This window comes from Amycolatopsis sp. CA-230715, assembly GCF_018736145.1.
In the GTDB taxonomy this organism is placed as follows: Bacteria; Actinomycetota; Actinomycetes; order Mycobacteriales; family Pseudonocardiaceae; genus Amycolatopsis.
Window position 1 is genome coordinate 10,151,176 of record NZ_CP059997.1, and the last position, 15,753, is coordinate 10,166,928.

Genomic DNA, 15,753 nt, shown 5'->3' on the forward strand with positions numbered 1-15,753 from the left:
CCCGCGGCGGATCAATTCGACCCGTGTCGCGGTAGGCATCGATGGTGCTCCTAGTTCGAGGGGCCGGTCGGCGGCGCCGTCTGGGTCGCCGTCGGGTGGAGGACGTGGATGTGCTCATGGACGTCGTCGACGGCGTCCTTGCCGGGTGAATCAGTGGGTGAGGACCCGATCACGTATACGACGCGGTCGTGTCCGTCGGTTCCCGTGCCGACGTGGATCACGGTGAACCGGGCGTGTACCGCGGCCGCCTTCGCCATTGCGGGAAAGTCGTAGGTCAGTGACGTCGCGGGAAAGCCATCGATCGGTCTCGAGGTGGACGTCGTCGGCGTTAGCCGATGCGCGACGGCCGGTGATCTACCGAAGAGCTGGACGAACAACTGGCCGGCCGCTTGTGTGGGGTCGCCTGACGTCGGGGTGGCTTTTCGTATTCCCGCGGCTACCTGCGCGGCTGACGGTGCTGTGCAACTGTGGCTGCTGCACAGGCCCGTGGTGTTCTCCGGGCCGATCTGGTCAGTCCGGTTCCATCCCGGTGGCGTCGGGTAGCAGATTCCCGCGGCCAGGTCTATGACCGCCCGATCGCCGCAGGCCGAGGCGCTGCTCCGCTGCGGCGCCGGTACCGTCGCTTCGACGCCCTCGACGCCACCGGTGTTCCTGGCCCCGCCACCGCCGTACGCGAGGATCAACGCCCAGCCAACTGTTCCAGCTACCGCGATGGCGCCGGCCGCGGCGAGGATCCAGCCGACGTGCCTCTTGTCCGGCGACGGAGGCACGGGTTCTGGGAACGGGGCCTGCTTGGTCCACTGAGGATGGTCGTACCAGCCGGGTCCGGTCATGACGCCGTCCCGTCCAGCCCCAGCGACACACCGAGTTCCGGAGTTCTCGTAGCCTCGGCTACCGCAGTGGCTAGATCCGGGACGCAACACAGCCGTCGGTCCGCACGCAGCTCTCTCGGGACGGCCTTGGCTGAACGCTCGGTACCCGTGATCAGAACGACTCGTCCAACGCCCGCGGCCAGGGGCGCGTTCGCGTCGGCCCGCTCGCTCGATCCGATGTGCACGATGTCCCGTACCCGGATATCGAGGTGTGCTGCCAGTGCCCGCCAGAACTCGGGTCTTGTCTTCAGCGACCTGAGCAGTGACGTGGTGTAGATCCCGTCCTCCTCCAGGTGGTGGCCGAGCTGGTCCTGGATGTCCGCGACGCGACGTTGAACACCGACAATCGACATTGTCGTCGCGGCGACCACCCGACCAGCCCCCGCGAGCCTGCCCAAGATCCGCGGAGCACCGTCCGCCGCGACGAACCCGCCGGGCGGCGTGATGCGACTCGGCCAGTCGGGCGGAAGGCCCAGTGCGTGTGCGACGCGAGCCTGCAGTTTCGGCGTCAACTCGCCGGCCGTGCGTAAAAACTCTCGATCGACACGGCGCGCGTCCGCGGGCTTGCATTCGGCGAGCCGGGCCAACGCGGTAGCGACCTCCGGTGTCTGGTATTCGCCGCACGTAGGAGCGACGTCAATGCTGTAGATGGTCAAGTCGGTACCTCGGGTCGAAGGACGATGATGTCGGTCGGTGGTCAGGGCGCAGGAGTGTCGTCGCTCGATGGCAAGGGGAACGAGAATGTCGACCTGGGTGGTGCCGGTTCGTCCGCCATAGTGACCGGATATCGACGCGAACCGCCTGGACCGCGATATGGCCGTATTCCAGTCGCCACCCCGATCCGGATACCAGCCAGGCGACAGTGGACGATCGAATGTGCTCACTGCCCATGTGTCTCCTCCACATCCTCGGGAACGCGGCCGGGATTCGTGAGCAGGTCGTCATAGCGCCGTTGAACAGGCACTGATAAGACGGAACCAATTAGGTGCGAGGTCTGGCAGCCGGCGGAGAAGAATTTCGCGTCGTGCAGCACGTGCCACAGGCCACGCGCTTCCTCGCTGGACAAGGTCACGAGAACCGTCCTGATCGTGATCACGACCTGGCCGTTCTCGGGGACCGCGGCCACGGCCAGGTGCCGCCTATGACTCGACCACCGGTACGGCTCACCGGCCTCCAACCTGGCGATCGCGCGCTTGAGTGCACCGCGCGCAGCGCCACTGTCCAGATCGTGCAGCACCGTCCGCGCGGTCCCGTCCGCCACGGTGACGATGCCTGCCCCACGGTCGGCCACCACCGTGATGTCCGCGACGGACCACTCAGCGATATGTGCTGAGACGATCGCGCCACGGGGCAGGTCGTATACCAGAAGGCGCGGTGCCGGAGGGGTCATCGGTCGCATACATTTCTATTCGCAGGGATAGAGTCGCTATCAGTTGACAGACTTGTCGACACCGGTTTCCGGTGGAGGGAAATCGAGGTCGCAATAGGGGAAGACCTCAGCCCGCGAGAGGGCGGGTGGAGGACCAGGTGGTCCCGGAAGTACCCACGACGACTGCTCGCCCTGTGCACATTCGCGCACGGGCCCGGATTCGGTGAAAACAATGCGACCGTGTTCGTCCGCGAATTGAGCGGTCATACCGCCCGTGTTCACTGATCCGCCAAGGATACGGCCCATGTGATCGCGGAACACCATGGCAGTCAGCCTGGGCGTCAGATCTCCGCAGTTGTGGGAGATTTCTGTGTATCGGATGTCGATCGCCGAGGGCACCGCGGGAACCGGCGGCCACATCCGCGTGACCGTCCCGGTCACGGACGTGTACTGGGAACCGAAAGTGTCGCGGGACAACCAGACCGACGTCGTGGGTGTGATGGTCGCCGATCCAAACCGTGCTCCTGCGACCAGATAGCGGGTTTGTCCGATTCCGATCCGTTCCCCCGGTTCCAGGATCGGCACCTCAATCACACCGGACCCGCCAGTCGATGAAGACGGGAGCACATCACGACCGGCGCCGTCCAGCACGCCGACCCGCACACGAGTCCGGTAGGCGACGTAGTCGCTGCTGTTCTCCACGATCGCGCCCACGCTGACAGCACGACCGTCTTCGATCGCGCTGGCACCCTGCTCCACCACTCGGATACCGCCGTGCCCCGGCGCCGCGCCCGCGGGACGCCGCTCCCCAGCCGGGGCCACCGTCGGCAGATCACACACCGCGGGCCGCTCCGTCGTCCCCGCCCACCACTGACCGGCGAGGACCACCAGCGCCGCGAAAGTGGACGCCACCACAAGCACGACGAGCGAACGCGCGGGCAATCGTTTGATCATCGGCGCTCCCCCGACTCGCCGCGCCTCGGTGGCATCGCATGGCGCCAGAACGTGTCCGCGGCATCTTCCGCGGAGGCTGCGGCGCGTCCGCTGTACCCCCGCCCCATGGCCTCGGGTAACCAGGCCGCGATCCTGTCCATCGCCGTCGCCGCGATCGCGGCGGCGGTCTCCTCCACCGGTGTCTGCCCTGTCCGTGCGCTCTCCCACGCGTCGATCAGCACCGCGGCCCAGTCACCCCTCGAGCCACGGCCGGCCGGAGCTCGCCCGTCCACGACATCTCCTAGGGTCGCGACGACTTCGGGCGGCGGGGCCATCTCCCCGAACTCCTCGTCAGCCGGAATCCCCGACAGGGCATCGTGCGCCACAACCACCTCAGCCTTGGCTCCGGCCAGCGCCGCGCGAGCCACGCTCGTCAAGCGGACTCGATCCAGCACGGGACGTCCCGGAATCTCCCCCGTGAAACCGATCGGCTCGGCCTCTCCCACGTCCAGAGGCTGATGAGCCACGCGCACAGCCGCGAGCAGCCCCAGTGCGTGGCCGGTCGCCCAGCCACCATCCTCCACGCCGAACCAGCGAACCCGAGTGATCTCATCCAACGCCGTTCGCGACGCGACGAACGTCCGCGGGCATTCGTCTCGGAGAACCGTTCCAGTCCACGGCGCGCTCAGCGCGCGAGCCACGTGGATCGCGGGCAGCCGCTGCCACCACGGCATCACCACCGGCACCGACACGATTCCCGGCCACACCTGAGCACACAGTCGCGTGACCGCGTCAGACAACGCCGAGCTCGCCGGTTCCCCGTCCACGGCTTCCAGCGACACCGCATCGACCACAATCAACGCCTGGGCGTTACGTGCCGCCGCTTGTCGCGCTGCCGCGGTGACGCATTCCGACCAGCTCAGCATCCCGGCATTCCCCGTGATAGGGAACGTCCCCGGCAGAGCCCGGTACTCCCGAACTTCCGCGGGAACGACGGCAACGCCGTTCGACGCGGTGTCCCATAGCCCCAGCATGATGGCGCCGCGCCATACGCTGCGCACTGCCTTTTCCGCGAGCGCCATGGCGGACGCGATCTCCGCGCCGCTATCTCGCCCGATGACGGCGATAAAGGCAAGCGCTGCAGGGTCAGTGTTCGGTGGTGTTGAAGTGGCCGTCATTGAGTCACCATCAGATCACGCGTTAGTTCTTCCAAATTGAATGCAGGCGACTGCGAAGTACGATCCGCGCTCACCCACGCGAGTGCCAGACGGCCCAATATCGGATCACTGAGCATCGCGACCATCCCATCGCCCTCAAGCAGTCGTCTACGGTCGTGTCCGCAGGCACCTCCCCAGACGACAGGTGCAACTGGAGAGCCAGCCGCTAAGCACGCAGTCACGGATCGAACATGACTGTCCGCCTCGAACACTGGTTGTGGATCTTCCGCAACCGGCGGCGACTACGCCAGGTAACTAACTTGGCATCTACTTGGCGGGAACTTGGCGTTGGTATACTTGACCTGCGCAAACATGATGACCACGAGAGGCGAACATGTCAGTGAAGCGGCAGCGACTAGCGCGGGCCAGGCGCGCCGCTGGCTACACTCAAGAATCTCTCGCTACGCAACTAGGGGTAGACCCCACCACGGTGTCAAAATGGGAGAACGGCAGGTTTGAGCCGCAGCCTCACAAACGGCCTAAATTAGCCAAGCTGCTCCGGGTCAGCCCTAACCGACTCGAAGAATTGCTCACCAGCAGTTCGCCCACTCTCCCCGTCACCGAGAGATCTCAGTCGAGCAAAGAATCGACGATTGTCCCATCAAAAACAACCGCTTTCGCCCGACTGGATGATCGATATGTCGAAAGCATTCGATCACGCATTCAGGAACTCGTACGCATGGACATGCAGTTTGGCGGCGATTACAGTTCGAATATCGCTCTAAATCTATTTCGATCATCAGTACGCAAACTTGGCAAGGCGGAAATGAGCCCGACCATCGAGTCGGACTTGTATTCAGCAATCGGCGAATTGGGCGAGTTGACGGGATGGTTGTTATTCGACACTCAGAAGCATGACTTGGTCAGGAAGGTGAACAATGAAGCGCTTCATCTACTTCGAATGGCAGGCGACCGAAGTAACGAGATACTGACATTGCAAAATATGTCTATGCATGCCGGTTTTTTGAATCGAGCCACTGAAGCAAAACACCTAGCCGACATGGTCCTAGAAACCAACAGGCTGTCGCCTCGACTTCGCGCATTATTCCTTACCCGGAAAGCCCGAGCATTAGCACTAGGTGGGGATGATTCGTCCGCCATTAGAACTTTTGAAATGGCCACTTCGTTACATCTAGAAGGCGTTCGCGACAACGACCCCGGTTGGACCTGGTGGATTACAAACGAGGAACTCGCATGGCATCGCGCTATGATTTATAGCGACAGCGGAAATTGGCACACCGCCGTAGACTTGTTTGAAGAATCAGTCGCAGGGATGGCCCCCCATGCCGTGCGTGGCAGGTACATCCACCTGGCTTCCTTACTCGAAGCGCAAGTACAGGCACGCAACTGGGCGAACCTGCCAAGTACCATTGATAGCATCATTCCTTATGTTGACGAAGTGGGTTCAAAACGGGCAGCGTCAATGCTGCACAAAGCAACTTCTGCCATCACACACGTCTGCTTTGTTCCAAATTCAGTTCAAGAAAGCGTTGCCCAACTCAACCACACCCTCATCGAAGCTGGATATAGCCCCCATCTTGATTATGCGACAAATGACTAACCGGCAACTCGATCAATGCCCACTCTTGACCGGGCAAATATCCTTAGCTCGAAAATATGCACCAGCCGAACTTCAAAGCAAAGTGGACGATGTCGCATCAAGACTGTCCACGACCATTACAGCATACTACCGGCCATCTCTGTCCACTCTCACAATCGCGCGATGGCCAGAAAGCCGTCCAGGCTATATTAAGCCACCGTCTGACACTGAGTTTATTCGCATGCACCACGAACTGGCCGACATGCTCGATGAGGCAAGGGCAGAATCCGACGATATCCCATCCGGCCGACTTCGGGTACTTCTCGGACGCAAGATTAACGGTTACAGCGGGCACGCACTCGTGCGATCGACTGATTACGTGAGCCTGGCTCCCGGCTGCACAATCACCGACGCACACATGCTTACATGCCGCCTCACCACTACGTTCACCTGCGTTCCCTATACTGAGCCAGCAGTGACAGTCGAAACTGAACTATCCAACGAGATACTTATACATAAACTCGCAAATCAAACACGGCAACATCACTACATCATCGAATATTTTCCTATCGACGAGCATGACCCTCGTGCAATACTGCATGAAACACAGTGGGCAACATAGCATATGTTCATACATTCACCGCATGAACTCATGGCGTTTTAAGCCGCAAGCCAGGAAAGGCAGCCACAACACCGCCTCGGTACGAGGCTCTAATTCGTTCTCTTGCCGATGCGGTGGTTATCCCTTGGCCGAGGTGCGTTGCAACAATCCTTGCTACCGCGGCTGAAGCGCCGAGGCTTGCGACGTTCTCCGGCGTGCAATGAAACTCAGCTGGCTCGTCCGCTCCACATTCGATCACGAGAAGGTCTGTGCGATCGGCGAGAGTCGTGATGGCGGGGCAGGGGCCGGTGTCGCCGCTGTAGACGAGGCTTCGGCCGCGGTAGGTGGCGCGCAGCGCGTAGGTGGGCACGCTGTGATTCACCGATGCAGCCTGTAGCTCGAGTGCGCCCAGGTGGTAGGTGTGGTTGTCGGCGAGGTCGACCATGTGGAAGGCGTCACTGCCGCGCGCGCTTCCGGGGAGTTGGACGTCGAACCAGTCCTGCCACCCTGGTGGTCCGTACACGACCGGGCGAGGCAGATCAGCGTCGTTCGCGTAGGCGTTCCATGCCACGGTGAGATCGGAAACGTGGTCGGGATGCAGATGGGTGATCCAGATCCCGTCGACCGCCGACAGGTCCACGTGCTCCTGGAGCGCGGCGAGGGTGCCTGAGCCGGCGTCGACCCACAAAACGGTGGTCGCCGCCTGGACCAGGTACCCGGAGCACGGCTCGCCAGGTCGGGGGTAGGGCGTGGCGCAGCCCAAGATGGTCAGCGACAGCTCGTCCGGGTCGGTCACGGGCGGATGCGAAGGACGGACGGGGCGCCGGGCGCGTGCTGGGCCGCGAGGGGTTCGAGGTCATCCGCGAGGCGTTCCGCTTCCGGGTCCTCCTGGGCGCCTCGACGCAGCTGGGGAATGGCGTGTTCCAGGCGTATGCCGAGCCCGGCGATCCGTGCTTCGCTGGGTGTGGTCCGCAGTGGGCTCAGCGCGGTCACCGCGCTGGGGATCCGGTGGCGTGTCAGCTCGGCGATCCCGAGGTCGGCGTAGGTTACGGCCAGGTGTGCGTGACTGCGGGACGCGGGGTCGGTGAGGTAGATCCGCAGTGCATGCTCGAAGTGCTCCACGGCTGCGTCGACCTCGTCGGCCCACAGCATCGCGGTCCCGGCACACCTGACTTGGTTCGCTAGGGGGAAATCCTGCATCCCGGCGAGCAGGACGTCGCTGTCGGTCGCGGTGGCGCGCGCCGCGGCGGCCGCGGCGATGTCACTGGTGACCGCGGCGCGGTGGCCTCGTTTGGCCTGCGCACGGGCTCGCATGCTGTACAGCCCCGCTCCCAGAACGCCGGTATGGGTCACCGCGAGCCCGGCGTCGGCGGTGCGCACCGCGGCGTCGAGATCTCCTGCCCACAGGTGGACCGAGCTGGCCACGCGGTGGAGCCAGCCGAACAGCAGCGGGTCTCCGGCGCGGTCCGCGCAGCTGTGCGCCACGGACAGGTAGCCCGTCGCTTCCCGGTACTGGCGCAGGTCGCACGCGGCCGCGGCCATGATGCCGCTGCAATGCCCGGCGATCGCCCACAGCTGCAGCGCCTGTTCAGCGTGGTGGTCTCCGTCGAGTTTGATGCGTACTTCGCGTCGCAACAAATGTGCCTCGGCCAGGACCGTCGGCAGGGGCCGCACGAGGTAGTCGTGGGCGAGCGACTCGACACGTGCCCACCATCGCGTGAGCGTGTGCGAGCCGATGTCAGTGGCGTCCGCACGGTGAACCAGGGCCTCGGAGTCGTCCTCGGCGTCGGCCGCCATCTCGGCGTTCCACGTCGACGATGCCGGCGTACGTCGGCCGCGAACTTGGGTACCGCCACGAATGTTCGCGATATGAGCCGGTGTTGTCTTGAACGCACGAGCCACCTCCTCGGCGCGGTCGGCTGGCACGCCCTCACGATCCCAGGACCGAATCGTCCGGGCGTCCACGCCGAGCCGTTCGCCGCACGCCTCCTGGGACAGCCTTTCGTGCTCGCGCCACTCCTTGAACGTCTTCCTCGTTCGCGACGCCATCGTCGAACTCCTCCCCCTCGTACACGACGCCGAGCTGTCACCATCCGCACAGGCCCGACCACGAGTCGACACCACCTTACAAGTTCACCCGTTCGGACCGGAAGCACCACAACACCCAAGTTCCCATCGAAAACGCAGGTCACGACGGGCGGAACCGGAAGTACTTCCGGTTTGGCTTCCGGTTCACTTCCGGTTGCGCTTCCTGGTCTTCGCACGAGCGCACAGATCTACTGCCCACCGTTCCTGCGAACGATCAACGTTCTCATCGGTGGGGAGCCGACCATGACCAGATCCGCAGCACCATGCCCATCCAGAACCCGCGCACCACACACTCGCACGCTCGTCGCCCTAGTCGTCTTGCTGGCGTCAGCGTCGGTCACCGCGTGCTCGGGTGGCGAAGTCCCGACTCCGCTCGCGCTCCCGTCGACCACGGGCATCATCGATCGAGCGCCCGTAGCCAGCGAGGCCGATCTCGCAACCAGCACGACAGCCCAGGCGATCAAAACACGCGGTGGACTCAAAGTCGCCTCGACCGCGACCGCTCCGCTGATGTCCCAGCAGAACGTCAACACCGGTCGGTACGAAGGCTTTGACGCCACACTGAGCGAAATGTTCGCCAAGTACGTCATCGGTAGTCCGAACAGGACTGTGGTCAACGCCGAACCGGCCACCCGTGAACCTCTCCTCGCCACCGGTACGGTCGACATTGTCTTCATGGCGTACTCGATCACGCCCGAGCGCGCCGAGAAGGTCGGCTTCGCTGGCCCGTACCTCTACTCCGGACTCGCGCTCGCCACCCGAGCCGACAACGACTCGATCAGGAAACCGGCCGATCTCAACGGGAAGACGGTCATCACCGTCAGTGGCACCACAGCCAGCACCGTCCTGAAACAGTTCGCACCGAATGTCACGATCACCGAGTACGACGCAACCCCCGCGGCGATTCTCGCGCTCGAACAGGGCCGCGGCGACGCCTACTGTGGAGATCTGATCAACCTCGCGGGCAGTAAACACGTCAACCACGCCATCAAACTCGTCGCCTACCCACCGCTCACAAACGACCCCGAAGGCATTGGGATCAAACGCGGCGACGAGCAGTTCAAACAATTTGTCAACACCTGGCTTCGCAAAATCATGGCAAGCGGACTATGGAAAGAAGTGTGGGCCGCGACCTACGGCCAGGAAATTCACGGTGACCCTCCACAACCACCGCAGATCGGCGGTGTACCCGGCACCTGACTTAGCCATCATCCCGCATTCCGCACGTTCGAGATCTTTGCACAGCACGAGGACACCATGGCACCACCACTGACCTCCGCACGTCGCGCGAAATCGCGCACCGTACCGTTCCTTCCACAGTCAGGCCGGAGGTCGTCATGACCCGATACGAGGAGCCGAAGGACCGAAACCTGCGTTACATCAACAACCCCACCGCAGGCCGTATCTACTCCAAAGTCGTCGGGGGTCAGGGGTCTTACAGCATCGATCGCGGGTTCATCACCGGGTTGCACAAGGACTATCAGGACGTTCTGACGAACGCAGCGGGTGACAACATGGCATGTCGCAACCGAATGATCGCCCACACCCGCGAGCAGGGGTTCGAACAGTTCATCGACCTTGGTTGCGGGTTGCCCATGAAGGATGACCTACCAGGGATTCTCACCCCGGGGTGGTCGGACACTACGCGCCTGGTATGCGTGGACAACGACCCCATCGTCGTCGCGCACATGATCCACCGTGGATACGACCTCGAGTTGCCTCGGCAGCACTTTGCCGTCATCGACGAAGACGTGTACGACCCAGACGCCGTGCTCGACCGCGCGGCGACCGTGGTCGACTTCTCCCGCCCGGTAGTCGTTCTCGCGAATGCGGTGTTCCATTTTCTTCCCCCTGCCCGCCCCACGGTCCCCGATCCCGCGGACGTGGTCGCTCGCTACGCCTCCGCGCTGTGCCCCGGCAGCATGATCGGCATCACCCACGCCACCACCGACGGACTCGATCCCACGGGCAAGACGGCCGAGGCTGCCCGCGCGCTGGCAGCCGAGTACGCGAAAACGACGCATCCGGCCCAGTTGCGGACCCGTGCCGAGATTGCGCAGATGTTCACGACAGGCGAACTCGAGATCACCGAGCACGGTCTCGATTACGCCAGCGCCTGGGGCAATCCTGACGTCGGCGAACTCGGCCGCGCCCCCGCGACATCGTGCTTCCTGGCCGGGCTCGGAGTGGTGCGAGAATGAACCACAGCGAGCGCCGCCCGACATCTACCCAGTGCATCGCGGCCGCGGCCGACCCGGTCGTGGTGGCCTGCGGAGCCCCTTGCCGGAAATCACCACGACCGACGTCGCGCCCAGGCGCCGCACAGGCGCGTCCCGGCCCTCGGTCTCAGACCGATGTCACCGCGCTGGGGCGCCCGAGTTCATTAGCCGATCTCGTGCTCGCGGCAACGCACAGCGAGCGCGGGCCGTACACATCCCGGTTGCATGCCCGACAAGCTCGGCTCGGTGCCACCACGGGAGCGATCCTCGACCTACTTCTGCGCAAAGACCTGCACCTACAAGACGGAGTGCTGCACGGCACTCGCTCACCGCGCCGGGTTGACGACCCGGTCACCCACCTTCTACTCACCCGGGCTCTCCGGCCCTGTCCGGCCGCGGCGTTCCTGACGAGGACGCACGTCCAAGTCGCCACCGCGGTCTGGGGACGCCTGACCACCGATGGCTACGCCCAGTGGCGACGGAGCCGCTCTCGCGCGCCCAGACCAGAGTTCACCGATTCCCTGGTAACGGAATGGGTTCGCTGGTACATCACCGAAACGACCACCACCACTGTCGTTCCGACCGAACCTCACACCACGACCGCCATCATCCCGGCGGATCCCCTCGCCACGGGCGTCACCCCCGGCGCCATTGCCGTGACAATCCCCGCCGTACAAGCGGTTGTCCTGTGGCGGCTGCTCATGACGCTACGGCTCGACGTCCGCCTCGTGGGCCTTGAGCCTGATCTCGTCTCCAGTCTCCGTTGCGCCGCCGTCCCACCGGACTGTGCCGCTGTGCTCGCGACACTCGATGCCATTCTCCGCTCTCGAACGCACCCTCATGCATCGACCCCCGCGGGCTCTCAGCCTGCGTTCTGAAGCGCCCCGCGAACGCCTGATCCACTATCAGCAGAGCCCACCAAGAACATCATGGCCAACGGCATTGCTTACTCCATCCTCGGCTCCGGACCGCTCGCCACCGAGGCCATCGCGCAGTATCGCGCCGAAGATGCCGCTGTCGATATCCGTTGTTACGGGCCAAATGTTCCGGAACTACTGGCCACCACAGACTGGACCCGCATCGTGCATGAAGATCGTGACCTTCGAGACGACCCCCGGGCTCGTCGCGTCGTCGAGTTGCTGCCCCTCAGGCAGTCCGTGTTGTTGCGAGGATGCACCCGAGCTAGTTTTGTCATTAGCGAAGACGTTGTGAAACGCCTAACCCATTGCCCTCGTGACTACGACATTGTTCGCGAGCAACTCCATCATCTTCATCTGCTGGCGTCCCACAGTAGCAATATCAGCCTGCGCATTTACGGATTCGGCGCTCGAAGACCTCCGCCGTCGGCCCCGTTCACCATCACCACCAACGCCCAGGGTCGTCAGATGGCGTTCGACGGCGACTTCCTGAGCTTCGGCCTCCGAATCAGTCGCGATGCGGTCGCACTCGCAACCTACGACCGGATCTTCGATGACCTCACCGAACACAGTCTTACTGAGTATGACAGCCGCGCACTGCTCGCCCGCGCGCTTCGGCACTACCCCGGTGCGTGACGACCGTAGCCGGCCACCCTCATCCCGTGCCGACTACGCCCATCGCGGAACCTATGCCGAGCCGCAAGCAACACCGACAACGGATACTCCATGGGAAAGGCCAATATCGGAATGTCTCACCTCGTCGACACCGTACTGACCCGCGTGCGTGCCGTGCATGACTTGTTTGTCCGGGTCGGCCGCTACGAGCTGCTCCTGCCCGCCGACGACGGAACCGTTGAACCCTTGATCGCCTTCTTCCGTGGTCGTGACTGGGAGATTCTCGATCGCGAGTCAGACACCGTCGCCAGTTTTTACTACCCCGCGAGCTTCGGTGACGCGTTCGGTAACCTCAATCGCGGGTACCTCACCGTGGATGTCGGATTGAACGAGCTCGAATGCGATCTCTACCGCCACGGTGGGCACTGGATCGCCCGGTTCACCACGTGCGGCGCCATCATCGGTTGCGCTCGTCACCGCAGCACCCCGCTCATCGTCGGCCTGCACACCGGTGCCTTCCCCGGTGTGCTCGACCGGCTAGAGCGCCAGGCGCGCGCACTCCATCCCGACAAGATCTCTCGTTGCCTGTTCTCCGGCTCGTGCGGCAGCAACGACAATCCCCGTGAGCCTTGCCGAACCGGCGTGCGAGGACACGACACACTCACCCTCCACGCGGTGTCCGACCGCGACGACGCTGTCACATAGCCAGAGGCCGATGTCGTTCGACTATCCGGGCCGCGGGCCACCGCAGCCCGACCCTCCATCTCCGCCAACCGCGGATGCCGTCCGGCCACACACGCTTTGTGCGGCACCCACTGCCCATAGCCAACGACGACACTTCCGACTGGCAAGCGAGGAACATGGCTGAGCAAACCCAGACACCGACCACTGATGATGTCACGCGGCATCAACGGTGCGGCGCCGATCTCGCGCATGCGAACGACGCGGTCAGCTTTTCCAGGCGAGGCGCCTCATGCTGATCACCGTCGACGTGGGCGACACCCTCGGATCTTTCGATCGCCCTGGCACACCGGAGGTACTGCGGGAAGTCGCCCTCGCCCCCGATCACGCGGCCGAAGTCGACCGCAACATTCTCCATGTCGTTCCAGAGCTCACCGCCGACATCGCCGAACTCGTGCGGGAACGACTGCTGATCAGCGCCTCCGACTGGCCGCAGAGAATCCGCCCAACCGGTGGCTTCACCGCCTTCCCCGGCACCCTGGCCGCCCTGCAGAAGTTGGCGGCCCTGGCCCCGGTGGTAACGCTGTCGAACGCCTCGTGCATCGCGGGTCCCCGACGGATGAGCGACCTCGTTGATCAATGCGGACAGTACCTCGCCGAGATCTGTACCAGCTACCAGCTGCGGGCCAAGAAACCCCAGCGGCGATGCTGGACCACCATCGCCGCCAAACACCAGGTACCAGTCGGCGCCATCGTGCACCTCGGAGACCGCGTCGACGACGACATCGTCGGAGCGCTCGTCGTCGGGTGCCGCGCGGCCCTGTTGGTCAACACCCGCGACGTCGACGTGCCCGACGAGGTTCAAAACCACCCGCGAGTCACTGTCGTGTCCGACCTCGCCAGCGCCGCCGAACGCCTGGCCGAACTGGCAGGAGAGCCGTGAGCCCGAAGACCGCGTCGTCGCCTCTTGCCTGGCAGTGTGACCGGCGAATCCGCGAGCAGCGCTTCTGGAGCGAGTGTCCCAGAGTGGACGTCACCGGTCCGCACGTGGCGCGGGTGGAAGTCGCCGTCGCCGACCCCACCGACATCGTCCGGACATGGCCGTGCGATCGCGAGGTTGCCACGCAACTGGCGACGATCGCGCCTTACACCGAAACCGCGCTCCGGACAAGGCACCAGTTCACGTCCACGGTGATCGAGCACGCGCTGGCCCAGGGTATTACCCAGTTCCTGGAGCTGGGCTCCGGAGACCCGCACATCAGCTCCGCGCACGCCGCCATCGGTGCCGTCGGCACCACGCCCGCGCCGAGGATCGTGCTTGTCGACCATGATCCGATCGTCTACGCACGCGCGTGGGGAGACGCACAGGAGCAGCCCGGGGCGTGGCGACGATCGACCTTTGTGCGTGGCAATGTATTCGCGGTCGGCAGAATGGTGAACAGCCTGGCAAAGAGAGGACTGCTCGATCTCGAGCTGCCGGTGTGCGTTCTCGCGGTGGACATCCTGCACTTCGCCGAGCCTGAAATCGATGTCCGTACCGTGCCGCGGCGCTTAGCCCATCGGTTGGTGCCCGGCACCCTGATCGCCGTCACCCACCTTACCGACGAGCCACTCACCCCTCCCACGCACACCAGGGCTGTGGAAGATCTGCGCACAGATACAGCGAGCTGGTGCCGGGCCCATGGGTGGTGTGTGGGCCCGCAGCCACGCCCCCGTAGTCACGCCGAGTTCGCCCGTCTGCTCGCCGACCTCGAGTTGCTCGCCCCGGGCACCACCACGCCCGGATCCTGGCCCGAGCCCGATGACACCCGTCAGCCCCGGGCGCCTTACACCCTCGCCGCGGTCGGACGTGTTCCCAAACGCCGCGCCGGCGCCAGCGAGAGGGGCGAACCATGATCCACCAGTCTGGCGAGGAGCCTGCCCCTGCTCGGCGGCATGTCCACGGCTCTGCTGCTGGCCAGCGCCGTGCTCGTTGTGCGAACCCGGTCCGCCGTCGGCGACGGCGCTGGAACGAGCGCCGCTCCACTATTTTGGATACAGGATGATAGAAGAGCTGAAAGCCGCCCTTGCCGATTTGGATGCCACAATTTGCGAAATCGGGAGAGATATTTCCGCGCCAATCAACGACGAGAGAATGCAGATAGTCTATGCCAAAGCCCAGGCTATCGGCGACACGGGTGCGGTTAACGACGTTGTCCAAGGAGTGGAGCAGGCAAGAGAACTGGTGGCACAGGCAATGCGAGTGCTTATCGGGGCAGTACATAAACTCGCGGACTACCAGAGAGAACTATAATGGCTAACGCAAACTAGTTGACAACATACCCGAACCGATTCAGGATCTACCCACAGGCAAGACATGTCTCCGCCGCCAATTCGCAACTAATACGGATAGCACAACATCACCACTCGGTACGCTGTTCACCCCCGGCAATTATTCTCTTTTCACCACGGAACATCCCGATACTTGTAAGCCTTGCACGCAGCCTCAAGACTGAGCAGAATGTCAGCCCTCCTGCCGTAAAGGGCCTCGGAATTTTAAGTTCACAATGGCCCGAAAGAGACATCATGCAGTATTTTGCAGCGCAAAGTGCCGATAATGAGATAACGACCAGAGCCACACTGCATCCGACACGCCGCGCAGGCACAGCGAGGCACACCGTCTCGACCCCGAGGGGGTTTCTGCACCCTACCCGCTATCGCC

15 protein-coding genes are annotated in these 15,753 nt (G+C 63.7%); 8 read left to right on the forward strand and 7 right to left on the reverse strand.

The features are described 5' to 3' along the window. Positions 1-50 precede the first annotated feature (50 nt). From HUW46_RS47185 to HUW46_RS47205, 5 genes are all read right to left on the reverse strand, one after another. Positions 51-833 carry a hypothetical protein gene (locus tag HUW46_RS47185; protein ID WP_215545114.1) on the reverse strand — a complete coding sequence of 261 codons (783 nt, stop codon included), beginning with the start codon at positions 831-833 and terminating at the stop codon, positions 51-53. Then, positions 830-1,528 (reverse strand): HAD family hydrolase, encoded by a 699-nt coding sequence (locus HUW46_RS47190; protein WP_215545115.1) that lies wholly within the window; start codon positions 1,526-1,528, stop codon positions 830-832. Before HUW46_RS47190 ends, HUW46_RS47185 begins: the two co-directional genes overlap by 4 nt. A gap of 224 nt (positions 1,529-1,752) precedes the next feature. Then, complete coding sequence (locus HUW46_RS47195) at positions 1,753-2,262, reverse strand: hypothetical protein (RefSeq protein WP_215545116.1); 510 nt, start codon at positions 2,260-2,262, stop codon at positions 1,753-1,755. A gap of 39 nt (positions 2,263-2,301) precedes the next feature. After that, positions 2,302-3,195 carry a hypothetical protein gene (locus HUW46_RS47200; protein WP_215545117.1) on the reverse strand — a complete coding sequence of 298 codons (894 nt, stop codon included), beginning with the start codon at positions 3,193-3,195 and terminating at the stop codon, positions 2,302-2,304. Further along, positions 3,192-4,352 carry a hypothetical protein gene (locus HUW46_RS47205; RefSeq protein WP_215545118.1) on the reverse strand — a complete coding sequence of 387 codons (1,161 nt, stop codon included), beginning with the start codon at positions 4,350-4,352 and terminating at the stop codon, positions 3,192-3,194. The genes HUW46_RS47200 and HUW46_RS47205 overlap by 4 nt, the downstream gene beginning before the upstream one ends. A 373-nt stretch (positions 4,353-4,725) precedes the next feature. Here HUW46_RS47205 and HUW46_RS47210 point away from each other — a divergent pair, with 373 nt between their 5' ends. Continuing rightward, on the forward strand, positions 4,726-5,952 hold the full coding sequence (locus HUW46_RS47210) for a helix-turn-helix domain-containing protein (protein WP_215545119.1): 1,227 nt from the start codon (positions 4,726-4,728) through the stop codon (positions 5,950-5,952). A gap of 629 nt (positions 5,953-6,581) precedes the next feature. On the opposite strand, the gene HUW46_RS47215 is transcribed toward HUW46_RS47210, so the two are convergent. Continuing rightward, complete coding sequence (locus tag HUW46_RS47215) at positions 6,582-7,328, reverse strand: MBL fold metallo-hydrolase (protein ID WP_215545120.1); 747 nt, start codon at positions 7,326-7,328, stop codon at positions 6,582-6,584. Continuing rightward, complete coding sequence (locus tag HUW46_RS47220) at positions 7,325-8,581, reverse strand: helix-turn-helix domain-containing protein (protein WP_215545121.1); 1,257 nt, start codon at positions 8,579-8,581, stop codon at positions 7,325-7,327. Before HUW46_RS47220 ends, HUW46_RS47215 begins: the two co-directional genes overlap by 4 nt. A gap of 357 nt (positions 8,582-8,938) precedes the next feature. On the opposite strand from HUW46_RS47220, the gene HUW46_RS47225 reads away from it, so the two are divergent. The 7 genes from HUW46_RS47225 (at position 8,939) to HUW46_RS47255 (ending at position 15,345) form a co-directional block, all read left to right on the forward strand. Next, complete coding sequence (locus tag HUW46_RS47225; RefSeq protein WP_254125614.1) at positions 8,939-9,820, forward strand: transporter substrate-binding domain-containing protein; 882 nt, start codon at positions 8,939-8,941, stop codon at positions 9,818-9,820. 137 nt (positions 9,821-9,957) lie between these two features. Beyond that, entirely contained in the window at positions 9,958-10,821 is an 864-nt protein-coding gene (locus HUW46_RS47230) for an SAM-dependent methyltransferase (RefSeq protein ID WP_215545123.1), read from the forward strand. Positions 10,822-11,768: 947 nt separating this feature from the next. Beyond that, on the forward strand, positions 11,769-12,392 hold the full coding sequence (locus HUW46_RS47235) for a Scr1 family TA system antitoxin-like transcriptional regulator (protein WP_215545124.1): 624 nt from the start codon (positions 11,769-11,771) through the stop codon (positions 12,390-12,392). 90 nt (positions 12,393-12,482) lie between these two features. Then, on the forward strand, positions 12,483-13,076 hold the full coding sequence (locus HUW46_RS47240; protein ID WP_215545125.1) for a hypothetical protein: 594 nt from the start codon (positions 12,483-12,485) through the stop codon (positions 13,074-13,076). Positions 13,077-13,344: 268 nt separating this feature from the next. Beyond that, positions 13,345-13,995 (forward strand): HAD family hydrolase, encoded by a 651-nt coding sequence (locus HUW46_RS47245; RefSeq protein ID WP_215545126.1) that lies wholly within the window; start codon positions 13,345-13,347, stop codon positions 13,993-13,995. After that, positions 13,992-14,948, forward strand: a complete 957-nt coding sequence (locus HUW46_RS47250) for an SAM-dependent methyltransferase (protein ID WP_215545127.1) — start codon at positions 13,992-13,994, stop codon at positions 14,946-14,948. The genes HUW46_RS47245 and HUW46_RS47250 overlap by 4 nt, the downstream gene beginning before the upstream one ends. A gap of 145 nt (positions 14,949-15,093) precedes the next feature. After that, positions 15,094-15,345 (forward strand): hypothetical protein, encoded by a 252-nt coding sequence (locus HUW46_RS47255; protein WP_215545128.1) that lies wholly within the window; start codon positions 15,094-15,096, stop codon positions 15,343-15,345. The last annotated feature ends 408 nt before the right edge of the window (positions 15,346-15,753 follow it).